Source organism: Streptomyces sp. IBSBF 2435 (assembly GCF_036815005.1).
Taxonomy (GTDB): Bacteria; Actinomycetota; Actinomycetes; order Streptomycetales; family Streptomycetaceae; genus Actinacidiphila.
This window is the reverse complement of the sequence record NZ_JAJSYW010000189.1, coordinates 1-14295: the sequence shown is the minus strand read 5'-3', so window position 1 is coordinate 14295 and position 14295 is coordinate 1. Positions and strand designations below refer to the sequence as shown.

The 14295-nt window shown below is 71.7% G+C and carries 23 protein-coding genes and 1 pseudogene; all 24 read right to left on the bottom strand.

Features of this window, described 5'->3' with window-relative positions:
* Positions 1–114: 114 nt before the first annotated feature.
* Positions 115–1161 carry a hypothetical protein gene (locus V7E46_RS27935; protein WP_333771015.1) on the bottom strand — a complete coding sequence of 349 codons (1047 nt, stop codon included), beginning with the start codon at positions 1159–1161 and terminating at the stop codon, positions 115–117.
* Position 1162: 1 nt separating this feature from the next.
* Entirely contained in the window at positions 1163–2599 is a 1437-nt protein-coding gene (locus tag V7E46_RS27930; RefSeq protein ID WP_333771014.1) for a phage portal protein, read from the bottom strand.
* The gene (locus tag V7E46_RS27925; RefSeq protein ID WP_333771013.1) at positions 2600–3610 is read right to left on the bottom strand and encodes a hypothetical protein; all 1011 of its coding nucleotides are present in this window, start codon (positions 3608–3610) and stop codon (positions 2600–2602) included.
* The gene (locus tag V7E46_RS27920) at positions 3576–4229 is read right to left on the bottom strand and encodes a hypothetical protein (RefSeq protein WP_333771012.1); all 654 of its coding nucleotides are present in this window, start codon (positions 4227–4229) and stop codon (positions 3576–3578) included. The genes V7E46_RS27925 and V7E46_RS27920 overlap by 35 nt, the downstream gene beginning before the upstream one ends.
* Positions 4230–4235: 6 nt before the next feature.
* On the bottom strand, positions 4236–4784 hold the full coding sequence (locus V7E46_RS27915; protein ID WP_333771011.1) for a hypothetical protein: 549 nt from the start codon (positions 4782–4784) through the stop codon (positions 4236–4238).
* Between the two features lie 219 nt (positions 4785–5003).
* The gene (locus V7E46_RS27910; protein WP_333771010.1) at positions 5004–5222 is read right to left on the bottom strand and encodes a hypothetical protein; all 219 of its coding nucleotides are present in this window, start codon (positions 5220–5222) and stop codon (positions 5004–5006) included.
* Between the two features lie 49 nt (positions 5223–5271).
* Positions 5272–5628: a holin gene (locus V7E46_RS27905; RefSeq protein ID WP_333771009.1), complete on the bottom strand. Its 357-nt coding sequence runs from the start codon at positions 5626–5628 to the stop codon at positions 5272–5274.
* A gap of 26 nt (positions 5629–5654) precedes the next feature.
* Positions 5655–6089: a hypothetical protein gene (locus V7E46_RS27900; protein ID WP_333771008.1), complete on the bottom strand. Its 435-nt coding sequence runs from the start codon at positions 6087–6089 to the stop codon at positions 5655–5657.
* Between the two features lie 68 nt (positions 6090–6157).
* Positions 6158–6616, bottom strand: coding sequence for a hypothetical protein (locus tag V7E46_RS27895; protein WP_333771007.1), 459 nt, complete (start codon positions 6614–6616; stop codon positions 6158–6160).
* 98 nt (positions 6617–6714) lie between these two features.
* Entirely contained in the window at positions 6715–6966 is a 252-nt protein-coding gene (locus tag V7E46_RS27890) for a MerR family transcriptional regulator (protein ID WP_333771006.1), read from the bottom strand.
* 179 nt (positions 6967–7145) lie between these two features.
* Positions 7146–7865 (bottom strand): DNA-methyltransferase, encoded by a 720-nt coding sequence (locus V7E46_RS27885; RefSeq protein WP_333771005.1) that lies wholly within the window; start codon positions 7863–7865, stop codon positions 7146–7148.
* Positions 7866–8124: 259 nt separating this feature from the next.
* Positions 8125–9510: a pentapeptide repeat-containing protein gene (locus tag V7E46_RS27880; RefSeq protein WP_333771004.1), complete on the bottom strand. Its 1386-nt coding sequence runs from the start codon at positions 9508–9510 to the stop codon at positions 8125–8127.
* 135 nt (positions 9511–9645) lie between these two features.
* Positions 9646–9846: a hypothetical protein gene (locus V7E46_RS27875; RefSeq protein WP_333771003.1), complete on the bottom strand. Its 201-nt coding sequence runs from the start codon at positions 9844–9846 to the stop codon at positions 9646–9648.
* 102 nt (positions 9847–9948) lie between these two features.
* Positions 9949–10089, bottom strand: a pseudogene (locus V7E46_RS34000) (hypothetical protein); the annotation flags it as partial.
* Positions 10086–10814 carry a hypothetical protein gene (locus V7E46_RS27870; protein WP_333771002.1) on the bottom strand — a complete coding sequence of 243 codons (729 nt, stop codon included), beginning with the start codon at positions 10812–10814 and terminating at the stop codon, positions 10086–10088. The gene V7E46_RS27870 and the pseudogene V7E46_RS34000, both read right to left, overlap by 4 nt.
* Positions 10811–11179, bottom strand: coding sequence for a hypothetical protein (locus V7E46_RS27865; RefSeq protein WP_333771001.1), 369 nt, complete (start codon positions 11177–11179; stop codon positions 10811–10813). The genes V7E46_RS27870 and V7E46_RS27865 overlap by 4 nt, the downstream gene beginning before the upstream one ends.
* Positions 11176–11400: a hypothetical protein gene (locus V7E46_RS27860; protein ID WP_333770999.1), complete on the bottom strand. Its 225-nt coding sequence runs from the start codon at positions 11398–11400 to the stop codon at positions 11176–11178. The genes V7E46_RS27865 and V7E46_RS27860 overlap by 4 nt, the downstream gene beginning before the upstream one ends.
* A 2-nt stretch (positions 11401–11402) precedes the next feature.
* Positions 11403–11795 carry a hypothetical protein gene (locus V7E46_RS27855; RefSeq protein ID WP_333770998.1) on the bottom strand — a complete coding sequence of 131 codons (393 nt, stop codon included), beginning with the start codon at positions 11793–11795 and terminating at the stop codon, positions 11403–11405.
* 2 nt (positions 11796–11797) lie between these two features.
* Complete coding sequence (locus V7E46_RS27850; protein WP_333770997.1) at positions 11798–12310, bottom strand: hypothetical protein; 513 nt, start codon at positions 12308–12310, stop codon at positions 11798–11800.
* 3 nt (positions 12311–12313) lie between these two features.
* Entirely contained in the window at positions 12314–12523 is a 210-nt protein-coding gene (locus V7E46_RS27845; RefSeq protein WP_333770996.1) for a DUF6011 domain-containing protein, read from the bottom strand.
* Positions 12523–12792 carry a hypothetical protein gene (locus tag V7E46_RS27840; protein WP_333770995.1) on the bottom strand — a complete coding sequence of 90 codons (270 nt, stop codon included), beginning with the start codon at positions 12790–12792 and terminating at the stop codon, positions 12523–12525. The genes V7E46_RS27845 and V7E46_RS27840 overlap by 1 nt, the downstream gene beginning before the upstream one ends.
* Complete coding sequence (locus V7E46_RS27835; RefSeq protein ID WP_333770994.1) at positions 12789–13055, bottom strand: hypothetical protein; 267 nt, start codon at positions 13053–13055, stop codon at positions 12789–12791. Before V7E46_RS27835 ends, V7E46_RS27840 begins: the two co-directional genes overlap by 4 nt.
* Before the next feature lie 56 nt (positions 13056–13111).
* Entirely contained in the window at positions 13112–14044 is a 933-nt protein-coding gene (locus tag V7E46_RS27830) for a hypothetical protein (protein WP_333770993.1), read from the bottom strand.
* On the bottom strand, positions 14041–14295 hold a 255-nt coding region (locus V7E46_RS27825; RefSeq protein WP_333770992.1), incomplete at its 5' end, for a hypothetical protein. The genes V7E46_RS27825 and V7E46_RS27830, both read right to left, overlap by 4 nt.

Sequence of the window (14295 nt, the reverse complement as noted above, 5' to 3'; positions counted from 1 at the left end):
GCGCCGGGGCGGGCGGTACTGCCGGTGTCGGGGCAGGGGTCGGCTCGGGGGGTGTGGCCATGGGTGGACTCCCGTTTCGGGCTGGGGTGGCGACCGGATGCCGTTTCGGCCCGGTCAGGTCATGTAGCCGAAGCGCCGCAGCAGGCGGATCGCCTCACTGCGGTCGCCTGCGGCCAGGCGGTAGATCTCGGCCGGCACCAGCCGCGGTGTCCGCAGCTCGAACTTCGGCAGGCCCTGCTGCAGCTCGATGCGGTCCCGGGCGAAGCGGGTGCCGGTCTTCTGCTCGGCCTCGCGGAGCATCTGCCGGTAGAAGGATCCGCGTCGGGTGGTGCCCTCCAGCGTGGCCACCACCCGCTGCCCGTAGGCGTCCAGGGTGGTGGTCGACCGGGCGGCGTTGACGACCGAGTAGATATTGCCTCCGTCGCGGATGGCCCGGGCGCCTCCGGCCCCGAAGCGCCGGTCCTGCTCGGCCCTGTCCAGGCCGTGGAAGAACCGCATGGGATCGGTCAGCCGGCCCGGGCGGGACCTGGTCGACGGCACGCCGTAGCACTGGCAGCGCTTGTGCCGGTCGAAGTCGGCGTCCCACCGGTACCACCTGCCGGCGAGGATTGCGCACCGTGAGCACGCGCCGGCGCGGATGGTCCGTACGAAGCCGGTGATGGTCCGGTTGGCGACGGTCGCGACGCTGAACGCACCGCGGCCGGCGTCGGCGACCTCCGAGCTGATGATGCGCCGCAGGTGCAGCTGGCCGGACATCATCGCCTCGGGAAGTGTCGACCCCGAGGCCAGCAGCGTCTTGGTGTGGATGACCGGCTGGTAGAGCAGGCTGTCCAGAGGCCGGCCGTCAGCGGCGGTGCCGGCGACAGCCCGCGGCAGCAGCCGGGTCGCACCGTGGTCGTAGTGGTTCACCAGGCCGTCCGCTATGACCATCGTCTCCACGAACCGCTGCGCCGGCGTCGCCGCGAGGAGCTGGCCGGCGGTCAGCAGCCGGATCAGGGCCGGCCCGACCGCGCGCAGCCACGACCCGGTCAGGTCCGCGGTGTCGAGCCTGCCCCACCAGGCGGCGGCCTGGGCCTCGGTGACCGCGGCCGCACGGCGCTGGGCGGTGCCGTACGCGGCGACGACCTGGGCGTGCTCCTGGACGGGAATCCCGGCACTCACCTCACGCCGCCGCCGGCAGGGCCGGCTGCGGGGCGGGCGGGTTCGGGTCGGGTGTGGGAGTGGGCGGCGCCATGGTGAGGGCGTGCAGGTCCGCCATGGACAATCGGGTGGCCTGGTCGTCCATCATCTGCCGCATCCGCTGCCGCTGGGCGTCGGTGTAGCCCAGGTCCTCCCACGCCTGCTCGGTCGGCAGCAGACCCGCCGAGTGCAGCTTGACCACGGCGTCCGCCTTCTGCGCGTACGTGGGTGTCGCCGGATCCCGCCACATGGTCTCGATCTGCGCCAGCGCCGGATCCCAGCCGCCGTCACGCAGGCGGCCCACGAGCCGGTTCATCCGCCCGTACCCGCCGTCGAGGGGCAGCTGCTTGCGCTCGGCGCGCTTGACCAGCCGGGCCTCCCGCGAGCGGATCGCGTCGGCGCTGGCGGCGTCGTCGGCGAGCAGCCCCAGGTAGTTGGGCGGCAGCGCACCGAGGCTGGCGACGATCCGAGCCAGCAGCTCGATCGTGCTGTGGAAATTCTTCAAGTCCGATTCCGGGAACTGGCCGACCTCCGCGCCGTCTTCCTTGCGGGTGCGGGCGGTCGCCCAGATCCGGCCGGCCAGCCGGGACCAGACCGATAGCGGCTTGCCGTCCCTGTCAACGAAGTCGTCCTTGTCGAACCCCAGCGCCCAGCGCCTGGGCATCGCGTGGAACTCGGAGCCGACCATCATGTCCGTGCCGATCTTGCACGCGGCGTCGGAGATCGGCAGGACGTCGGCGAGTTCGGTCACCCCGCCGGGCAACAGCAGCCGCGCCCGGTTGGGCAGCACGACCACCAGGGGCTCCTCGATGCCGTGCTCGTCCCGGTCGGTCTCCTTCCAGGTGCCCGGGGCGCCCGAATCGAAGAAAACCGTCTTGCCGGGCCGGTACAAGGTGGCGTGCCGGGCCAGAAGCGTGCCCGTGAGCGGGTCGACGTCGTTGTACCGCTTGAGGGCCGCTCGGACCTCGCGGGTCGCCGGGTCGAAGTCCGCGTACATCTGCAGCGGGGACTCGGCGGTGACCCGCGGGGTGGTCGCGTCCGTCTCGTTGGTACCGAGCGCCAGGAATCCGCGCTTCATCACCAGGCCGTCCACGTGGGCCTGCTGCGACGTCACGTGCAGGCCGTTGGCCCGCCAGATCCGCCAGAGTTCCTTGTCCCCCTCTTCGGTCTCAGGGTGACGGAACCCCTCGACGTCCATCCGTTCCTCGACCGAGTCGACGACCAGCCTCGGCCAGTTGATGATCAGCTGGGTCATCTGCTCGCCGAGTTCTTTCTCCAGCTCGGGATGCAGGTATTTCAGGGGCTGCTCGCCCTCGTAATAGGCGTTCAACTCCTGCAGCTGCGGCAGTTCGGCGTCGTGGGCGCGCGAGAGGTACGCCGCCCAGTCCTGATCGGACAGGTCGTCCATGGCCGAGGCCATTCACATCACCACCATTCCGCCGGGGCGTTTGCGGGTGACGCCGGCAGCGATCGCGTCGCTGCGGGCCTCCCAGGACAGGCATCCCGCCATCGCCCCGTCGATCTTGAACGGGGAGTCGTGGCGTTCCTTCTCGATGACCCACAGCGGCTGGCCCTGGTCGTCCAGCATCCGCAGCTGCCTGCGCCTCGCGTTGGCGATGTGCTGCCGGAGCACCAGGTCGCCGCTGTGGGTGACGTCGCCGGCGGTCATCGCCCGCTTGTACGCGGCCAGGCTGTACGCCATGGCCTTGGGCCGGTTGGTCCACCACTCCTGGACCTTGTCCTGCCCCCACCGGCCGACCCAGTGGTTGATCATGCCGTCCCAGTACGGCGGGTCCGCGTACACCCGCCACACCCGCCAGCGGTTCATGGCCGTTTTCAGCGCGTCGTACACCTCGTATTCCGGGCACTCCCAGTCCACCGCGTTCGGCGGGCACTCCCAGATGCCCAGCGGCCACTGGTACCCGGTCTCGATGTGGGTGGCGATCAGCGCGGTGGCGTCGCGGAACTGCGCCCCGTCGAAGCCGATCGTGATCGCGTCGCCGTCCGGCACGGTGAAGTCCGGCCGGGCCAGCAGCTCCCACCGCTTGATGTCGAACGCCTGGCGGCCGGCGACCACCCGGCGGTTGAGCCACACCCGCTCCCAGTACGACTTGTCGGTGTCGGGCTGGTTGTAGAGCGAGACGATCGAGTCGACCTGGCCCTCGAAGTCGGGCCAGCTGGCGATCGCCGGGCCGGACGCCTCGCGGACCGCCGCGCGGATCTGCTCGGGGTCGGCCAGGTCCTCGTCCGTGCGGGGCGTGGCCTCGCGGTGGAAGAAGAAGAACGTCCGCTCGGTGACCTTGCCCTTGTCGATCAGCTCGGCGAACTCGTGCGTGCCCTCGGCCACCGACGCCTCGCCGGGCGTGTACGTCGTGGTCGTCTCCAGCGACCACGGGTCAGCCAGGGTCCGCTTGGGGATGTTCGCCAGCATCGTCTGATGGGACGCCTTCAACCTCGGCAGGATGAAGCGGTGCGTCTCGTCGAAGTGCTGGAACGTCGTCCTGGCGCCATCGTTGCTGTTCGGCGAGCTGGCCATGGCCTCGGCCTTGCCGCCGCCCTCGCCCCGCAGGATTGCGGTCCAGGCCGGCATCGAACAGGTCGGCGTCCGGACCCTCGGTGCACATCACGAACAGTGCGCCGTACGCCAGCTCCTCGGTCTGCTCCTCGGTGTACGCCACCATCGGGATGTACGGGTCGGTGACCGGCCGGCCGACCGGCTGCCCGTACGCGTCGAACCCGTCGCACCGCACCGGCCCCTCGGGGTGCAGCTCGGCGAACCCCACCGCGGCGGCCAGCTCGGTCTTGGCGGTGCCCTTGCGGACCGACAGGCCGGCCCGCTTGAAGCGCCGCTTGCCGGCGCGCGGGTGCCCTTGCGGATACACCTCGTACCAGCGGTAGATCAGCGCGCGCTTCTCGTCGTCCAGCGTGTACTGCCGCCCGCGCAGGTCGCCGGGGCCGTGCACGCAGTACGTCTCCAGCAGCTGGCAGACCTGCCCGCCGAGCGTGGGCCAGGGCTCGGCGTCCGCACCCGGGACGATGAGCAGGCCCACCGGGGCCTACACCGCGTGCAGGATCGAGCGGGGATCCGCCGGCTGCGCCGCCGCCGGAGCGGGCGGTGCCACCGGCTGCGGCCGCTGCCGCTCGGCCAGATCCTCATCCGGCACGACCTCCCAACGCAGCCGCAGCAGAGCCAGCGGCGTCAGCCCCAGGCGGTCCGACAGCTGCCGGGCCTCCTTAGCCGCGTCCATGTCGCCCAGCTCCGCCAGAACCTTCCAGCGGACGTACTGCGCGACCTCCCGGGTCCAGCCCAGGCGCTCCCATGCGAAGGCCTGCGGCGTCTTCCAGACCTCGCGCCACAGCTTGGTCTCCAGACCGCGCTGGGCGGCGATCTGACGCGTCAGAACAGCCACTTCCAGCTCCGCAGCCGCCAGTTTCCGCTCTTTCGACACCCGCGCGGCCCCGTACAGCTCGGAGTCCTCCAGCTCCGCGAGAAGTCGCAGCACGACTCCCTCGTTGACGTCCAGCAGAGCGGCTTTCCGCACGTCATCGATCAGCGGCCAGATCGGGGCGCGGCCCTTGCGGCCGCCAGCGGGCAGGCGGGTCATCGCGACGGTGGCGTTTCGCCTCGCGCGCTGTCCCGCCGGCTTCGGGGCAGGCCCCATTCCGCCCATAGTGATCATCTCCTCGCGCCGTTTCGGCACGTCAGGGCCAGTCCGTTGCGGCCGGGCCTCGTCACTGAGGGTTGCGGGTGATCATCAGGCAAGGGGGTGGCGGACTCCCAGACCCGTACAGATCTTTATGTCCCTCCCCGTCGGTCCGTGCGCTCACCGCCGGAAGGGGTCCCCCCCTGGGGTGCGGTGACGGAGTGTGACGGGACTGGGCCGGGCCGCGTCCGCGGCCACCGGGATGACCAGCGCGTAGAAGCCCGTGCTCAGCCCTTTGTCGCCGGTCACCGCGAGGGCTGCGACACCCGGCACGATCTCGACGGTGGCCGGCGGAAGGGGCGTGGTGTGGTCGAAGGCGGCGTTCCGCAGGGCGGTCATGCCTCGGCGGCCTGGGCGATCAGCAGGAGCTGCCTTCTGCTGATGATCGTCATCTGTGCCAGCCTCCGGGCTGCTCAGCCGCTGTGTGCTTGCTGTGGCAGGGACCGCACAGGCCGCGGCCGTAGCGCGGGTCGTTGGGGTCGAGGCCGCGGCGCACCAGCTCGCGGCGGTCGTGCGGCCAGTGGTCCGCGTGCCGGGCCGGCTGTTCGCCGCACAGCACGCACACCGTGTCGCGTGCCAGGACAGGCGCGCGGAACCGGCTCTCGTGGGCCTGGTCGTAGCCGCGCTGTCGTGGGCTGCCCCGGGCCTTCTCGGCGGCGGCGCGGCAGGTGGTGCAGCGGCCGGTGTCGGTGAGGTTGGGGCAGCCTGGACGTGAGCAGACGTGCAGGGAGCGGCGGGTGGGCACAGCCGCGCCCCCTTCCCGTCGGCAGGTCAGGGCTTGTACGTGGGGTCGATCAGGTAGACCGAGGTCCCGATGTCGGTGATCTTCACGGTGCTTCCGCCCTCGCAGGCGGTGGCCATGTCGGTCTGGAACCGGTCGACCTCGGAGTCGTCGGGCAGGCCGTCGCCGCCGTCGACCTGGCGCAGGTTGGTGAGCATGTCGGCGGCGGTGACCCACCGTTCGTGGTCGGTCATGGTGGTGAGGAAGTCCGAGCACGGGGTGTCCGCGTAGCCCTTGGTCCACGTCTGGTCGTACTTGCCGACGGTCTTGGTGGGCGCGGCGGTGGCCGCTGCTGCCCGGTGGGTCGTCGCTCGGTGGGCGGGTGCCGGATCGCTGGCGCTGGCGTCGGCCCCGCTGCAGGCGGTGAGAGCGAGCAGCAGTACGGCGCCGGCTGCGACGGCTAAGGGGGTGCGATGTGGGTGCATCCGCCCAGAGTGGCGATGGTTGGGCCGGTGGGAGGTGGTTGTGACCAGCCTGTGACCGGGCGGGGCGGTCAGGCGCGGGGCGGCCAGGTCCAGCGGCCCGGGGCGAGTTCGGCCACGGTGCCGACGTAGGACAGGGACGTGGCGCGCTTGGTGGGGAAGTCGCCGTCCGGCATGATCCGGACGTTGACCAGGCCGCTGGGCCACGTCTGGGTGATGATCGCGGGCGCGGTCGGGCAGCCGTTGTTGTTCAGCGGATCGATTCCGACCAGGACGATCTGGCCCTGGCTCGGCGTCTGCCCGCCAGCGGTCTGGGTGGTGGGCTGCTCGTGGTCGCTGTTCACGTCTGCCTCCTGCGCGGCGTCGGCATGGTGGGTGGTGATCGCCTCGGCCGCCGCGTGCCAGGCGGCCTGGATGGTGTCGCCGAGCGCTTCCCACGCGGGCATCGGCCTGCCGTCGTAGGTCCGGAATCCGGTGACCTGGCCGTACGCGCTGTATGCGATGGGGCCGAGGTGTGTGCTGTCGGGCACGGGGTCTCCTTCGCGGTGGGGTGGGTGCCGCTGTCCCGCGCCTGGGTGGCGCGGGACAGCGGTCCGGGGCGCGGCTCCCGGTACGGCGCAGGGGTAGCTCAGGGGCGCTGGCCGATGCCGACCAGCCGGAGGGCGCGGGCGCGTGTGGCGCGCTCGGCGCGGGCGACGTCGGCGAGGGTGTAGAGGCGGTGGCCGTCGTCGTCCATGCCGGTGTGGGTGAGGTGGCCGCGCTGTGCCCAGCTGTAGACGGTGGTGACGGTGACCTCGGCGGCGCCGGCGGACAGTGCGCGCCGGGCCTGGGTGGCATGCTGGGCGGCTTGGTGGGCGGTGAGCCAGACGGTCACGGTCACCCCCCGAAATGCACGAACCCCCGCTCAGCGGGGGTCGGTGGGCATACGTGTGGTGCTGACACGGAGTATGCGCTACTTCATGATCATTGTCTAGCGCTGGTGGTGGCCTGCCGGCAGCGGGTGCCGGCGGGCCGCGGTGTGCGATCCGGTGCGGTGTGGCAGCAGGGTGTGATGGCTGGTCAGGCTGCTGCGGTGAGGCGTTCGCGGGCGCTGGCGGCGATGGTGGCGGAGTCCTCGATGCCGATGAAGGCGCGGCCTTCGGTGAGGGCGGCGACGCCGGTGGTGCCGGAGCCGGCGAACGGGTCGAGGATGATTCCGCCGGCGGGGGCGATGCGGACGAGCTGCCGCATGATGCTGACGGGCTTCTGGGTGATGTGCACGCGGGTTTTGCCGCGGGGCTGGGAGCCTTCCAGCCAGCCGGGCAGGTACACGGTCGGGGCGTGCCTGGCGGGTTCGCCGTTGCTGCCCCACAGGACGTATTCGCACTCGCGGCGGAAGCCGTCCTTGACCGGGCGGCTGATGGGCTTGTGCCAGGGCACGATGCCGCGCCAGGTCCAGCCGCCGGCCTGCAGAGCGTCGGACGTGGCCGGGAGCTGCGCCCAGTCGCTGAAGACCAGGGCGGCGGCGCCGGGGCGGGCGGTCTTGAGGGCCAGGGCCATGATCACGGTGAGCCAGTAGGTGTAGGCGCGCTGGTCGCGGTTGTCGCCGCCGAAGTCCGGCAGCAGGTGGGTGGCGTCGCCGCTGACGTACTTGTCGCGGGCGCTCTGGGAGCGGCGGGCGGTGTTGGTGCGGCCGCCGGAGTTGTAGGGCGGGTCCATGACGACGGCGTCGACCAGGCCGGCCGGGAGGGTGGGCAGGATGGTGAGGGCGTCGCCTTGGTGCAGTGTCCAGTCGGGCATCGTCGGCCTCCTGGTTGCGGGTCGCGGGTCGCATGCGCGGTTGCGAGCGAGTCGTTGCGTACACCAACCATTTTTCCGCTGGAGGCGGAGCGGTGTCAGCCTGGCTGGCCGTGCTTATGGCCGCGGTGACAGTCCGCCGACAAGGCTGCCTGCGGGCTGCCCGGGCGCGATCGGGGTGTGGCAGCGTCAGTCGGCCCGATGCTGCAGCCAGTCCTCGTGCGGCAGCAGGTGGTGGACAGCGGTAATAGGAGTCGGCACTTCAGGGCGCGAGCTGCCACAACGGAGGCAACTTCACCCCTAGAGGAACCGAACCTCCCGGCTCGATCAAGCCGTCCGGCCGCACCCCTTGCGAGTGCCTGAAGTCAAGGGTGCTGCCTTCGAACTGCGCAGCAGTGAAGTTGACTGTGCTGCCTTCGAACTGCGCCCTGGTGAAGTCGACTATTGCGTTGGCGAAGTGTGCGCCGAAGTGGACTGTGCCGCCTTCGAACCGCACCCCGGTGAAGTTGGTGTGGCTGCCCGTAAACTGCGCCGCGGTGAAGTTGAGGGTGGCGCCGTTGATCTGGAGCGGGCTGAAGAGGACTCTGCCGCCTTGGAACAGCGCTGCGGTGAAATCGACGGCACAGGTAAACCGGGCCGCGCTGAAAGCGACTAGGCCGCCTTCGAACTGCGCATTTCTGAAGTCGACTGTGCCGCCAGTGAAGTGTGCGCCGAAGTGCACTGTTCCGGCTTCGAACCGCGCCATTCTGAACTTGGTGGTGCTGCCTTCGAACTGCGCAGCAGCGAAGTTGACTGTGCCGCCTTCGAACCGTGACGCGACGAAGGTGACGTTGTCGCTGGCGAACTGCGCCGCGGTGAAGTCGACGGTGCCGCCGGTGAACCGTGCCCCGGTGAAGTCGACGGTGCCGCCGGTGAACTGCGCCGCGGTGAAGTCGACGGTGCCGCCGGTGAACCGTGTCCCGGTGAAAGACACGGTGCCGCCGGTGAACCGTGCCCTACTGAAGTCGCCGCCGTCGAATGCGACGCCGGTGAAGTCGAAGGTGTGGCCGTGCCAGTGGGGTTGGTCACTGTCTGGTGTGGGGCGTAGGTGGTCGCGGATGAGGCGGATGGTGGTGTGTCGTACTTCGCGGTCGGCGCTGTACTGGTGATGGGCGGGTCGGTCGTCTGGAGGGATGTCTGTCTCGGGGGTGTAGGGGAGGCGAAGGTAGGCGCAGAGGATGTCTATGCAGGTTTGGCGGAGTTCGCGGGCGTCGTCGGCGAGGCGGGCCAGGGTGTGTACGGCTGCGAGGCGGACGGCGGCGCTGTTGTCGCCGAGCTGGTTGCTGGCGGTGGTGAAGCGTTCGTCGTATAGGCGCGTTCGATCCCGGTCGCCGGCGGCTTCATCAACCCGCTGTTTGCGGTAGGAGACGATCAGGGCAACCAGCGCACCGGCGCCAGCGACGACGCCGAAGGACAGTTTGACGAGGTCGAACAGGGTGTCGGAGTCGAGGCGTGGTTCGTGTTTGAGCCCGTGGGCGCCGAGGAGTTTCCAGGCGGTGTAGAAGACGCTGGCTGCTGTGGCGAGGGCGACGGCGAAACTGGCGGCCAGGACTGGACCGACTGGCCATAAGCGCTGGTCACCGTCACGGTGCCTGAACAGGCGTCTCAAGCGAGATCTCACGCTCAACAGATAGCCCAGGACGGGCCGCTGGCGCAGCCGAAACCCGGGTGCGGCCCGTCGGCACAGGTCCGGCAGGCCGCAAGTGATGCGATCAGAGGCATTGCGGCAGGGGGGTGCGGCAGGTCAGCCGTGGGTGGTGATGCGGGTCGTGATCTGGACGCGGCCGGGGGCGCCGTAGGGGAGGTCTCCGTACTCCCAGGCGGCCCGGTAGGCATCGGCGAGCAGGCGCACCGCGGCGGTGGCTGCGGCGGCGTCCTCGCCCAGGCCAGCCCCAGCGAGGACGGCGAGGTCGTCGGACAGGTCCGGGTGGAGTGGCAGTGACAAGGCCTCGACGTTCCGCGCCTTGTGCGGCGCGGTATGTGTCGCAGTTGTGTTGCAGGGTGCGGCGTGCGCCGTTGTGGGTGCGGTGCGGGCCGCGCTGAGCCACCGGCGCACCGTGGTTTCGGGAATGTCGAGTTGGCGCGCGATGGCGCGCCCGCTGTGGCCCTGGCCTGCGAGGCGGTGCACCTCTGCGCGGTATGGCGCAGGTGCGCCGGCGCGGTATGGCGCGGGTGCGCCGGTGGTCATGCTGCTTCTCCGGTAGCGGTTTTGGGATGCGCCGGTGCGGTGGCGCGGGCGGCGGTTTCGGTGGCGTGCGCGTTGTAGGCGTCGGAGTCCATGCGATGGCCGCAGGCTTGGCAGCGGATGTGCCAGTGGCCATCGGTGCGGGTGAGGGCGTAGGCGTCGCAGCGCGGGCAGGGCGCCCAGCGGGGGCGGGTGCGGGGCTGGGTGCCGGTGATGGCGCGGACGCGGGCGAGGGCGTCCTCGAGGTCGGCCCAGAGGTCGGGTGCGTGTCGCCAGGTTGCGGCGTAGGGGATGTAGCGGCGCAGCCAGGCGGCCCAGCCGGGGATGCCGCCGGCGGCCGGCCAGGGTTCGGTGCCGGGCTCGATGTACCAGGTGCCGGCCCGGCGCGAGACGGCCGGGTAGTCCGCGGCGAGCAGGGAGCACCACCCAACCAGCAGCGGCCCGATCGGGATGCCGCCGGCGTCGTCGCCGCCGGGGTCGGGGATCCACCGGGTGGCGAGCAGGTCCAGGACGCGGGCGTCCACGGGCAGCGGGGCATGCGCGGCGCGGCCGCCGTGGATGCTGCCCAGGCTCGGGGAGCGGTACGGGGCGAGCTGGGCGTGCAGCAGGGGGATCTCGGCAACGAGCTGCTGCAGGACGTAGGCCAGGCGGTACTCGCAGGCCCGGCAGGCGTACAACTCGACTTCGCCGACCGGCAGTTCGTGGCGGCAGATGGGGCACTGGCTCACGGTCGGTCTGCCCCCGGCCGCGCGGAGTCGACCTGGCGGGCGCCGGCCAGCAGGTCGGGGATGCTCGGCCGGCCCCTGCGCCGGGAGTGCGGGTCCTCACCCATGAGCAGAGCCTGGACCTTGTCGAACTTCGCGAAGACCCGAGCGACGGCGTCGTCCATGGCCTTCTCGGTGACCCGGCCCAGCTCCCCCACCTGCTTCTTCACCTCGGCCTCGAACAGCTCGTCGGTGAGCAGCGGGACCAGTGTGCGGGCATCGCGAATTTCGCGGCGGAGGTCTTTCAGGGTCTCGCGGGCCTCGCGGATCTCGGCGCGCAGCTGGTCGCGCAGCTGCTCCAGGTCGCCGGCGGACGGCTGAGGGGTCATGAGGTCGGTCCCATCGGGGGGTGCGGGCGGAGGTGGACGGTCAGCGGGGGGATGGCGGTGTCCGGTATGAGGGGCAGGGCGAGGAGGCCGCCGGGTAGCACTCGGCCGGGGTTGTGCGGGGCGGTCCGGGCGCGATCGAGGAGCAGCCGGAGCCGGGCGAGGGTCGCGGGCTCGGCGGCGATCTCCTCAGCCGGCCGGGTGGACTCGATGACGATGCGCACGGTCAGGCCTGCTCGGAGGTGAGGGCGTCGACCAGGGCGAGCATGCCGAGGTCGGCGTTCTCGTCGAGCACGATGCCGGCGGCCTGGACCATGCGCAGGCGTGCGGCGAGGCTGTGAAGGTAGTCGGCCAGGAGCAGTCCGTGGTTCGGTTGCAGGGCGGTGATCCAGCGGGCGTCGGGCTCGTGCTCGATGCCGCCGCCGCATCCGGACTGGTGGGTGACGACGTCCTCTACGACGCCTCGGGTCGCTGTGGCCTGGACCTCCCATACCGTCTGCTTCCCGGCGTCGTACGCGACGGGTAGGGCGGTCCAGGAGCCCGGGGTCGCGGCGAGCGCGAGATGGCGCAGTGTGTCGGCGGCGGCTTGGACGCGGCCCGGGATGTCGGTGGTGGCCATGGTCAGCGCTCCGTGGTGTGCGAGATGGCGGTGTGGATGCGCTGGGCCAGGCCTGCGAGGCTGCCGTTCCAGGTGTGCCGGGCGCCGTCCGGTGCCGTCTCGATGAGGACGGCGGTCATGTGGTCGGGCAGGGCGCGGGGGATGAGGCCGGTCAGGGCTGCGGTGATGGTCTCCGGGCTCGGGACGGTCCGTACGAAGTGGACCGTGACGGGGGTGGTGAGGGCGTCGGCGAGGTGGGGGCCGGTCTCGCCATGGGTGGTGATGTGGCCGCAGGGCCACGGGTCGTGGCGGTGCCCGGGCGGGGCGGGGTCGGTGGCCGGCTGGTGGCCGGCGGTGGTGATGCGGGCCTCGGCCTGGACCTGGTGGTCGGCGCAGACGTAGATGACGCCGTGCTCGGCGGGCAGGCGGCCGAGGCCGGGGCCGGTGATGCGGGCGAGCAGTGATGCGCCGTTGGTGCAGTGCCATCCGGTGTGCGCGTCGGTGACGGCGCCGCGGCCGGTGCCGGTGGTGGCCATGGGTCAGCCTTTCGGGGTGGTGGTCAGGTCGAGGTCGAGGGCGAGCTGGTCGCCGGTGGGCGGGCGGTGGCGGTAGCCGCGGTGTGCGATGTGGTCGATGCCGGCTTGGCAGACGGGGCCGCGGCCGAGGGCACGGGAGAGCGGCTTGTCGAGTGGGCGGTGGCAGGTGAGGCACCGCACCTCGGCCGCGTCGGTTTCGGCGGTGGTGTTCATCAGGGGCGGGTCACGATCAGGCGGCGCAGGTCGTCCAGCGGTTCGTCCTCGAGGACGTGGTAGCCGGCGGCGCGCAGGGTCGCGGTGTAGGCGGTCAGGCCGTCGTCCCGGCCGGGGCCGTCGTGTACGAGGGCGGCGGCGCGCGGGTGGAGCTGCCAGGCGCGGTAGCCGGGGTCCCATGTCTGGGTGGCGGGGTCGTACTCGGACTCCTGGTGGCCGGCGTCGGCGAGGGCCTGGTCGACGTCGGCGGCGCGGATGCGCATGGTCATGCCTCCTGGTCGAGTCGGCGGGCGAGGTGGGTGTGGGCCTGGTCGGCGATGGACCGGGGGTCGATCTGGTCGAGGCCTGCGCGGTGGAAGGCGCGGCGGTGGCGTGCGGTGCGTACGGCGTCCGCGGCGAGGCACAGCGCGGCCAGGACCGCGCCGCCGGCGCAGGGCAGGCCGATGAGCAGCGCGGCCGCGGTCAGGCCTGCGCGGGGGCCGGCGGCGGTGCCGATCACCACGCAGATGGTGGAGAGGCCGGCGAGTATCACCGCGGCGTAGTGACCCGGGGTCGACCGGTACCGGTCGGGGCGGGTGTGACGGCGGGTCATTCGTTGCCCGCGATCGGGGTTCCGCCGGCCTGCGAGGTGGGCGCTGTGGCGGCGATCTGCTGCAGGAGGTAGAGCATTCGGTCGGCGCGGCCGGGCTCGATGACCGGCCGTGTCTGGGTGGTACGGGGGTCGAGGTCGCCGCGCCACTGCGCGGTCAGCTGGTGCAGGTCGTAGGTGCTGCCGTAGCCGTGGGGGATGACGTCGGACCAGCCGGCGGTACGCAGGGCGGCGGTGAGCGGGCCGAGGGCGTCCCACCCCCAGCGCAGCACCTTCCGGTCTGCGAGGGCGGCTCGTAGCGGCAGCGCGGCGTCGGCAGGAGCGATGGCACCGGCGGGGATGCCGTCCGAGCGGGGTCTGACCAGCCGGACCTGCGTTTCGATCAGCAGCTTGCCGGTGTGGTCGAGGGCGGTCAGGCGCGCGGCGGACGGGGAGCGGCGGGTTCCGGAGGGGGTGGTGCCGCGGTCGGTGAGGTCGACGTGTACGACGGCCAGGCGCTCATCGGCGAGGAGCTCGGCGGCGCGCTGTGTGGCGTGTGCGCGGACGTCGGCGGCGCCGCGCTGCAGGACGCGCAGGCGGTGGATGTGGGCGCAGGTCTGGCAGCGCCGTGCGCCGTCTTGGTAGGCGCGGCAGGACAGTTCGGGGCGGGCGTCGCAGTCGGTGCAGCGGCGGGGGTCGGGGCCGCCGGTGCGGGCACGGGCGGCGGTCAGGGTACGGGCGGACGCGGGCGAGGGTGCTGACTCGCTGATCCGGTACAGCTCGATGGTGGTCTTCTTGTCGCGGTAGTCGTAGCCGTCGACTACCGCGGCGACGCTGCCGGGCTTGCGGGGCAGGTCGAGGTCTGCCAGCTGCGTCTTGGTCATGAACGTGTTGGCCGGGACGTCCGCCCAGGCGGCGTACCGGATCGGTTCGGTGGTGGTCTGGCTGGTCATCGGGGCTGCTCCGTGGGGTGGTGGGCGGTCAGGGGTGGGGGCTCGGCGGTGACGTACCAGCCGTGCGCCATGAGGGCGCTGGCGATGTGCTGGGTGGCTGCGTCGGGGTCGGTGATTCCGGCGTCTGCGGCCTCGGTGAGTGCGTCGCGCATGACGCTTCGCGCGGCGCGGGGCACGGCGCGGGTCACCGGTACCGCCAGGCGCCGGAGTTGGGGCGCCGTACGGTCCGCGGGGACCGGCGGGGGGTGCGG

What these genes read in the sequence shown, in the direction of transcription:
- V7E46_RS27930 (WP_333771014.1), bottom strand. Translation starts at nt 2,599, where the DNA reads ATGGCCTCGGCCATGGACGACCTGTCCGATCAGGACTGGGCGGCGTAC.
- V7E46_RS27925 (WP_333771013.1), bottom strand. Translation starts at nt 3,610, where the DNA reads ATGCTGGCGAACATCCCCAAGCGGACCCTGGCTGACCCGTGGTCGCTG.
- V7E46_RS27915 (WP_333771011.1), bottom strand. Translation starts at nt 4,784, where the DNA reads ATGACCCGCCTGCCCGCTGGCGGCCGCAAGGGCCGCGCCCCGATCTGG.
- V7E46_RS27910 (WP_333771010.1), bottom strand. Translation starts at nt 5,222, where the DNA reads ATGACCGCCCTGCGGAACGCCGCCTTCGACCACACCACGCCCCTTCCG.
- V7E46_RS27900 (WP_333771008.1), bottom strand. Translation starts at nt 6,089, where the DNA reads ATGCACCCACATCGCACCCCCTTAGCCGTCGCAGCCGGCGCCGTACTG.
- V7E46_RS27885 (WP_333771005.1), bottom strand. Translation starts at nt 7,865, where the DNA reads ATGCCCGACTGGACACTGCACCAAGGCGACGCCCTCACCATCCTGCCC.
- V7E46_RS27865 (WP_333771001.1), bottom strand. Translation starts at nt 11,179, where the DNA reads ATGACCCCTCAGCCGTCCGCCGGCGACCTGGAGCAGCTGCGCGACCAG.
- V7E46_RS27855 (WP_333770998.1), bottom strand. Translation starts at nt 11,795, where the DNA reads ATGGCCACCACCGACATCCCGGGCCGCGTCCAAGCCGCCGCCGACACA.
- V7E46_RS27850 (WP_333770997.1), bottom strand. Translation starts at nt 12,310, where the DNA reads ATGGCCACCACCGGCACCGGCCGCGGCGCCGTCACCGACGCGCACACC.
- V7E46_RS27845 (WP_333770996.1), bottom strand. Translation starts at nt 12,523, where the DNA reads ATGAACACCACCGCCGAAACCGACGCGGCCGAGGTGCGGTGCCTCACC.
- V7E46_RS27840 (WP_333770995.1), bottom strand. Translation starts at nt 12,792, where the DNA reads ATGACCATGCGCATCCGCGCCGCCGACGTCGACCAGGCCCTCGCCGAC.
- V7E46_RS27830 (WP_333770993.1), bottom strand. Translation starts at nt 14,044, where the DNA reads ATGACCAGCCAGACCACCACCGAACCGATCCGGTACGCCGCCTGGGCG.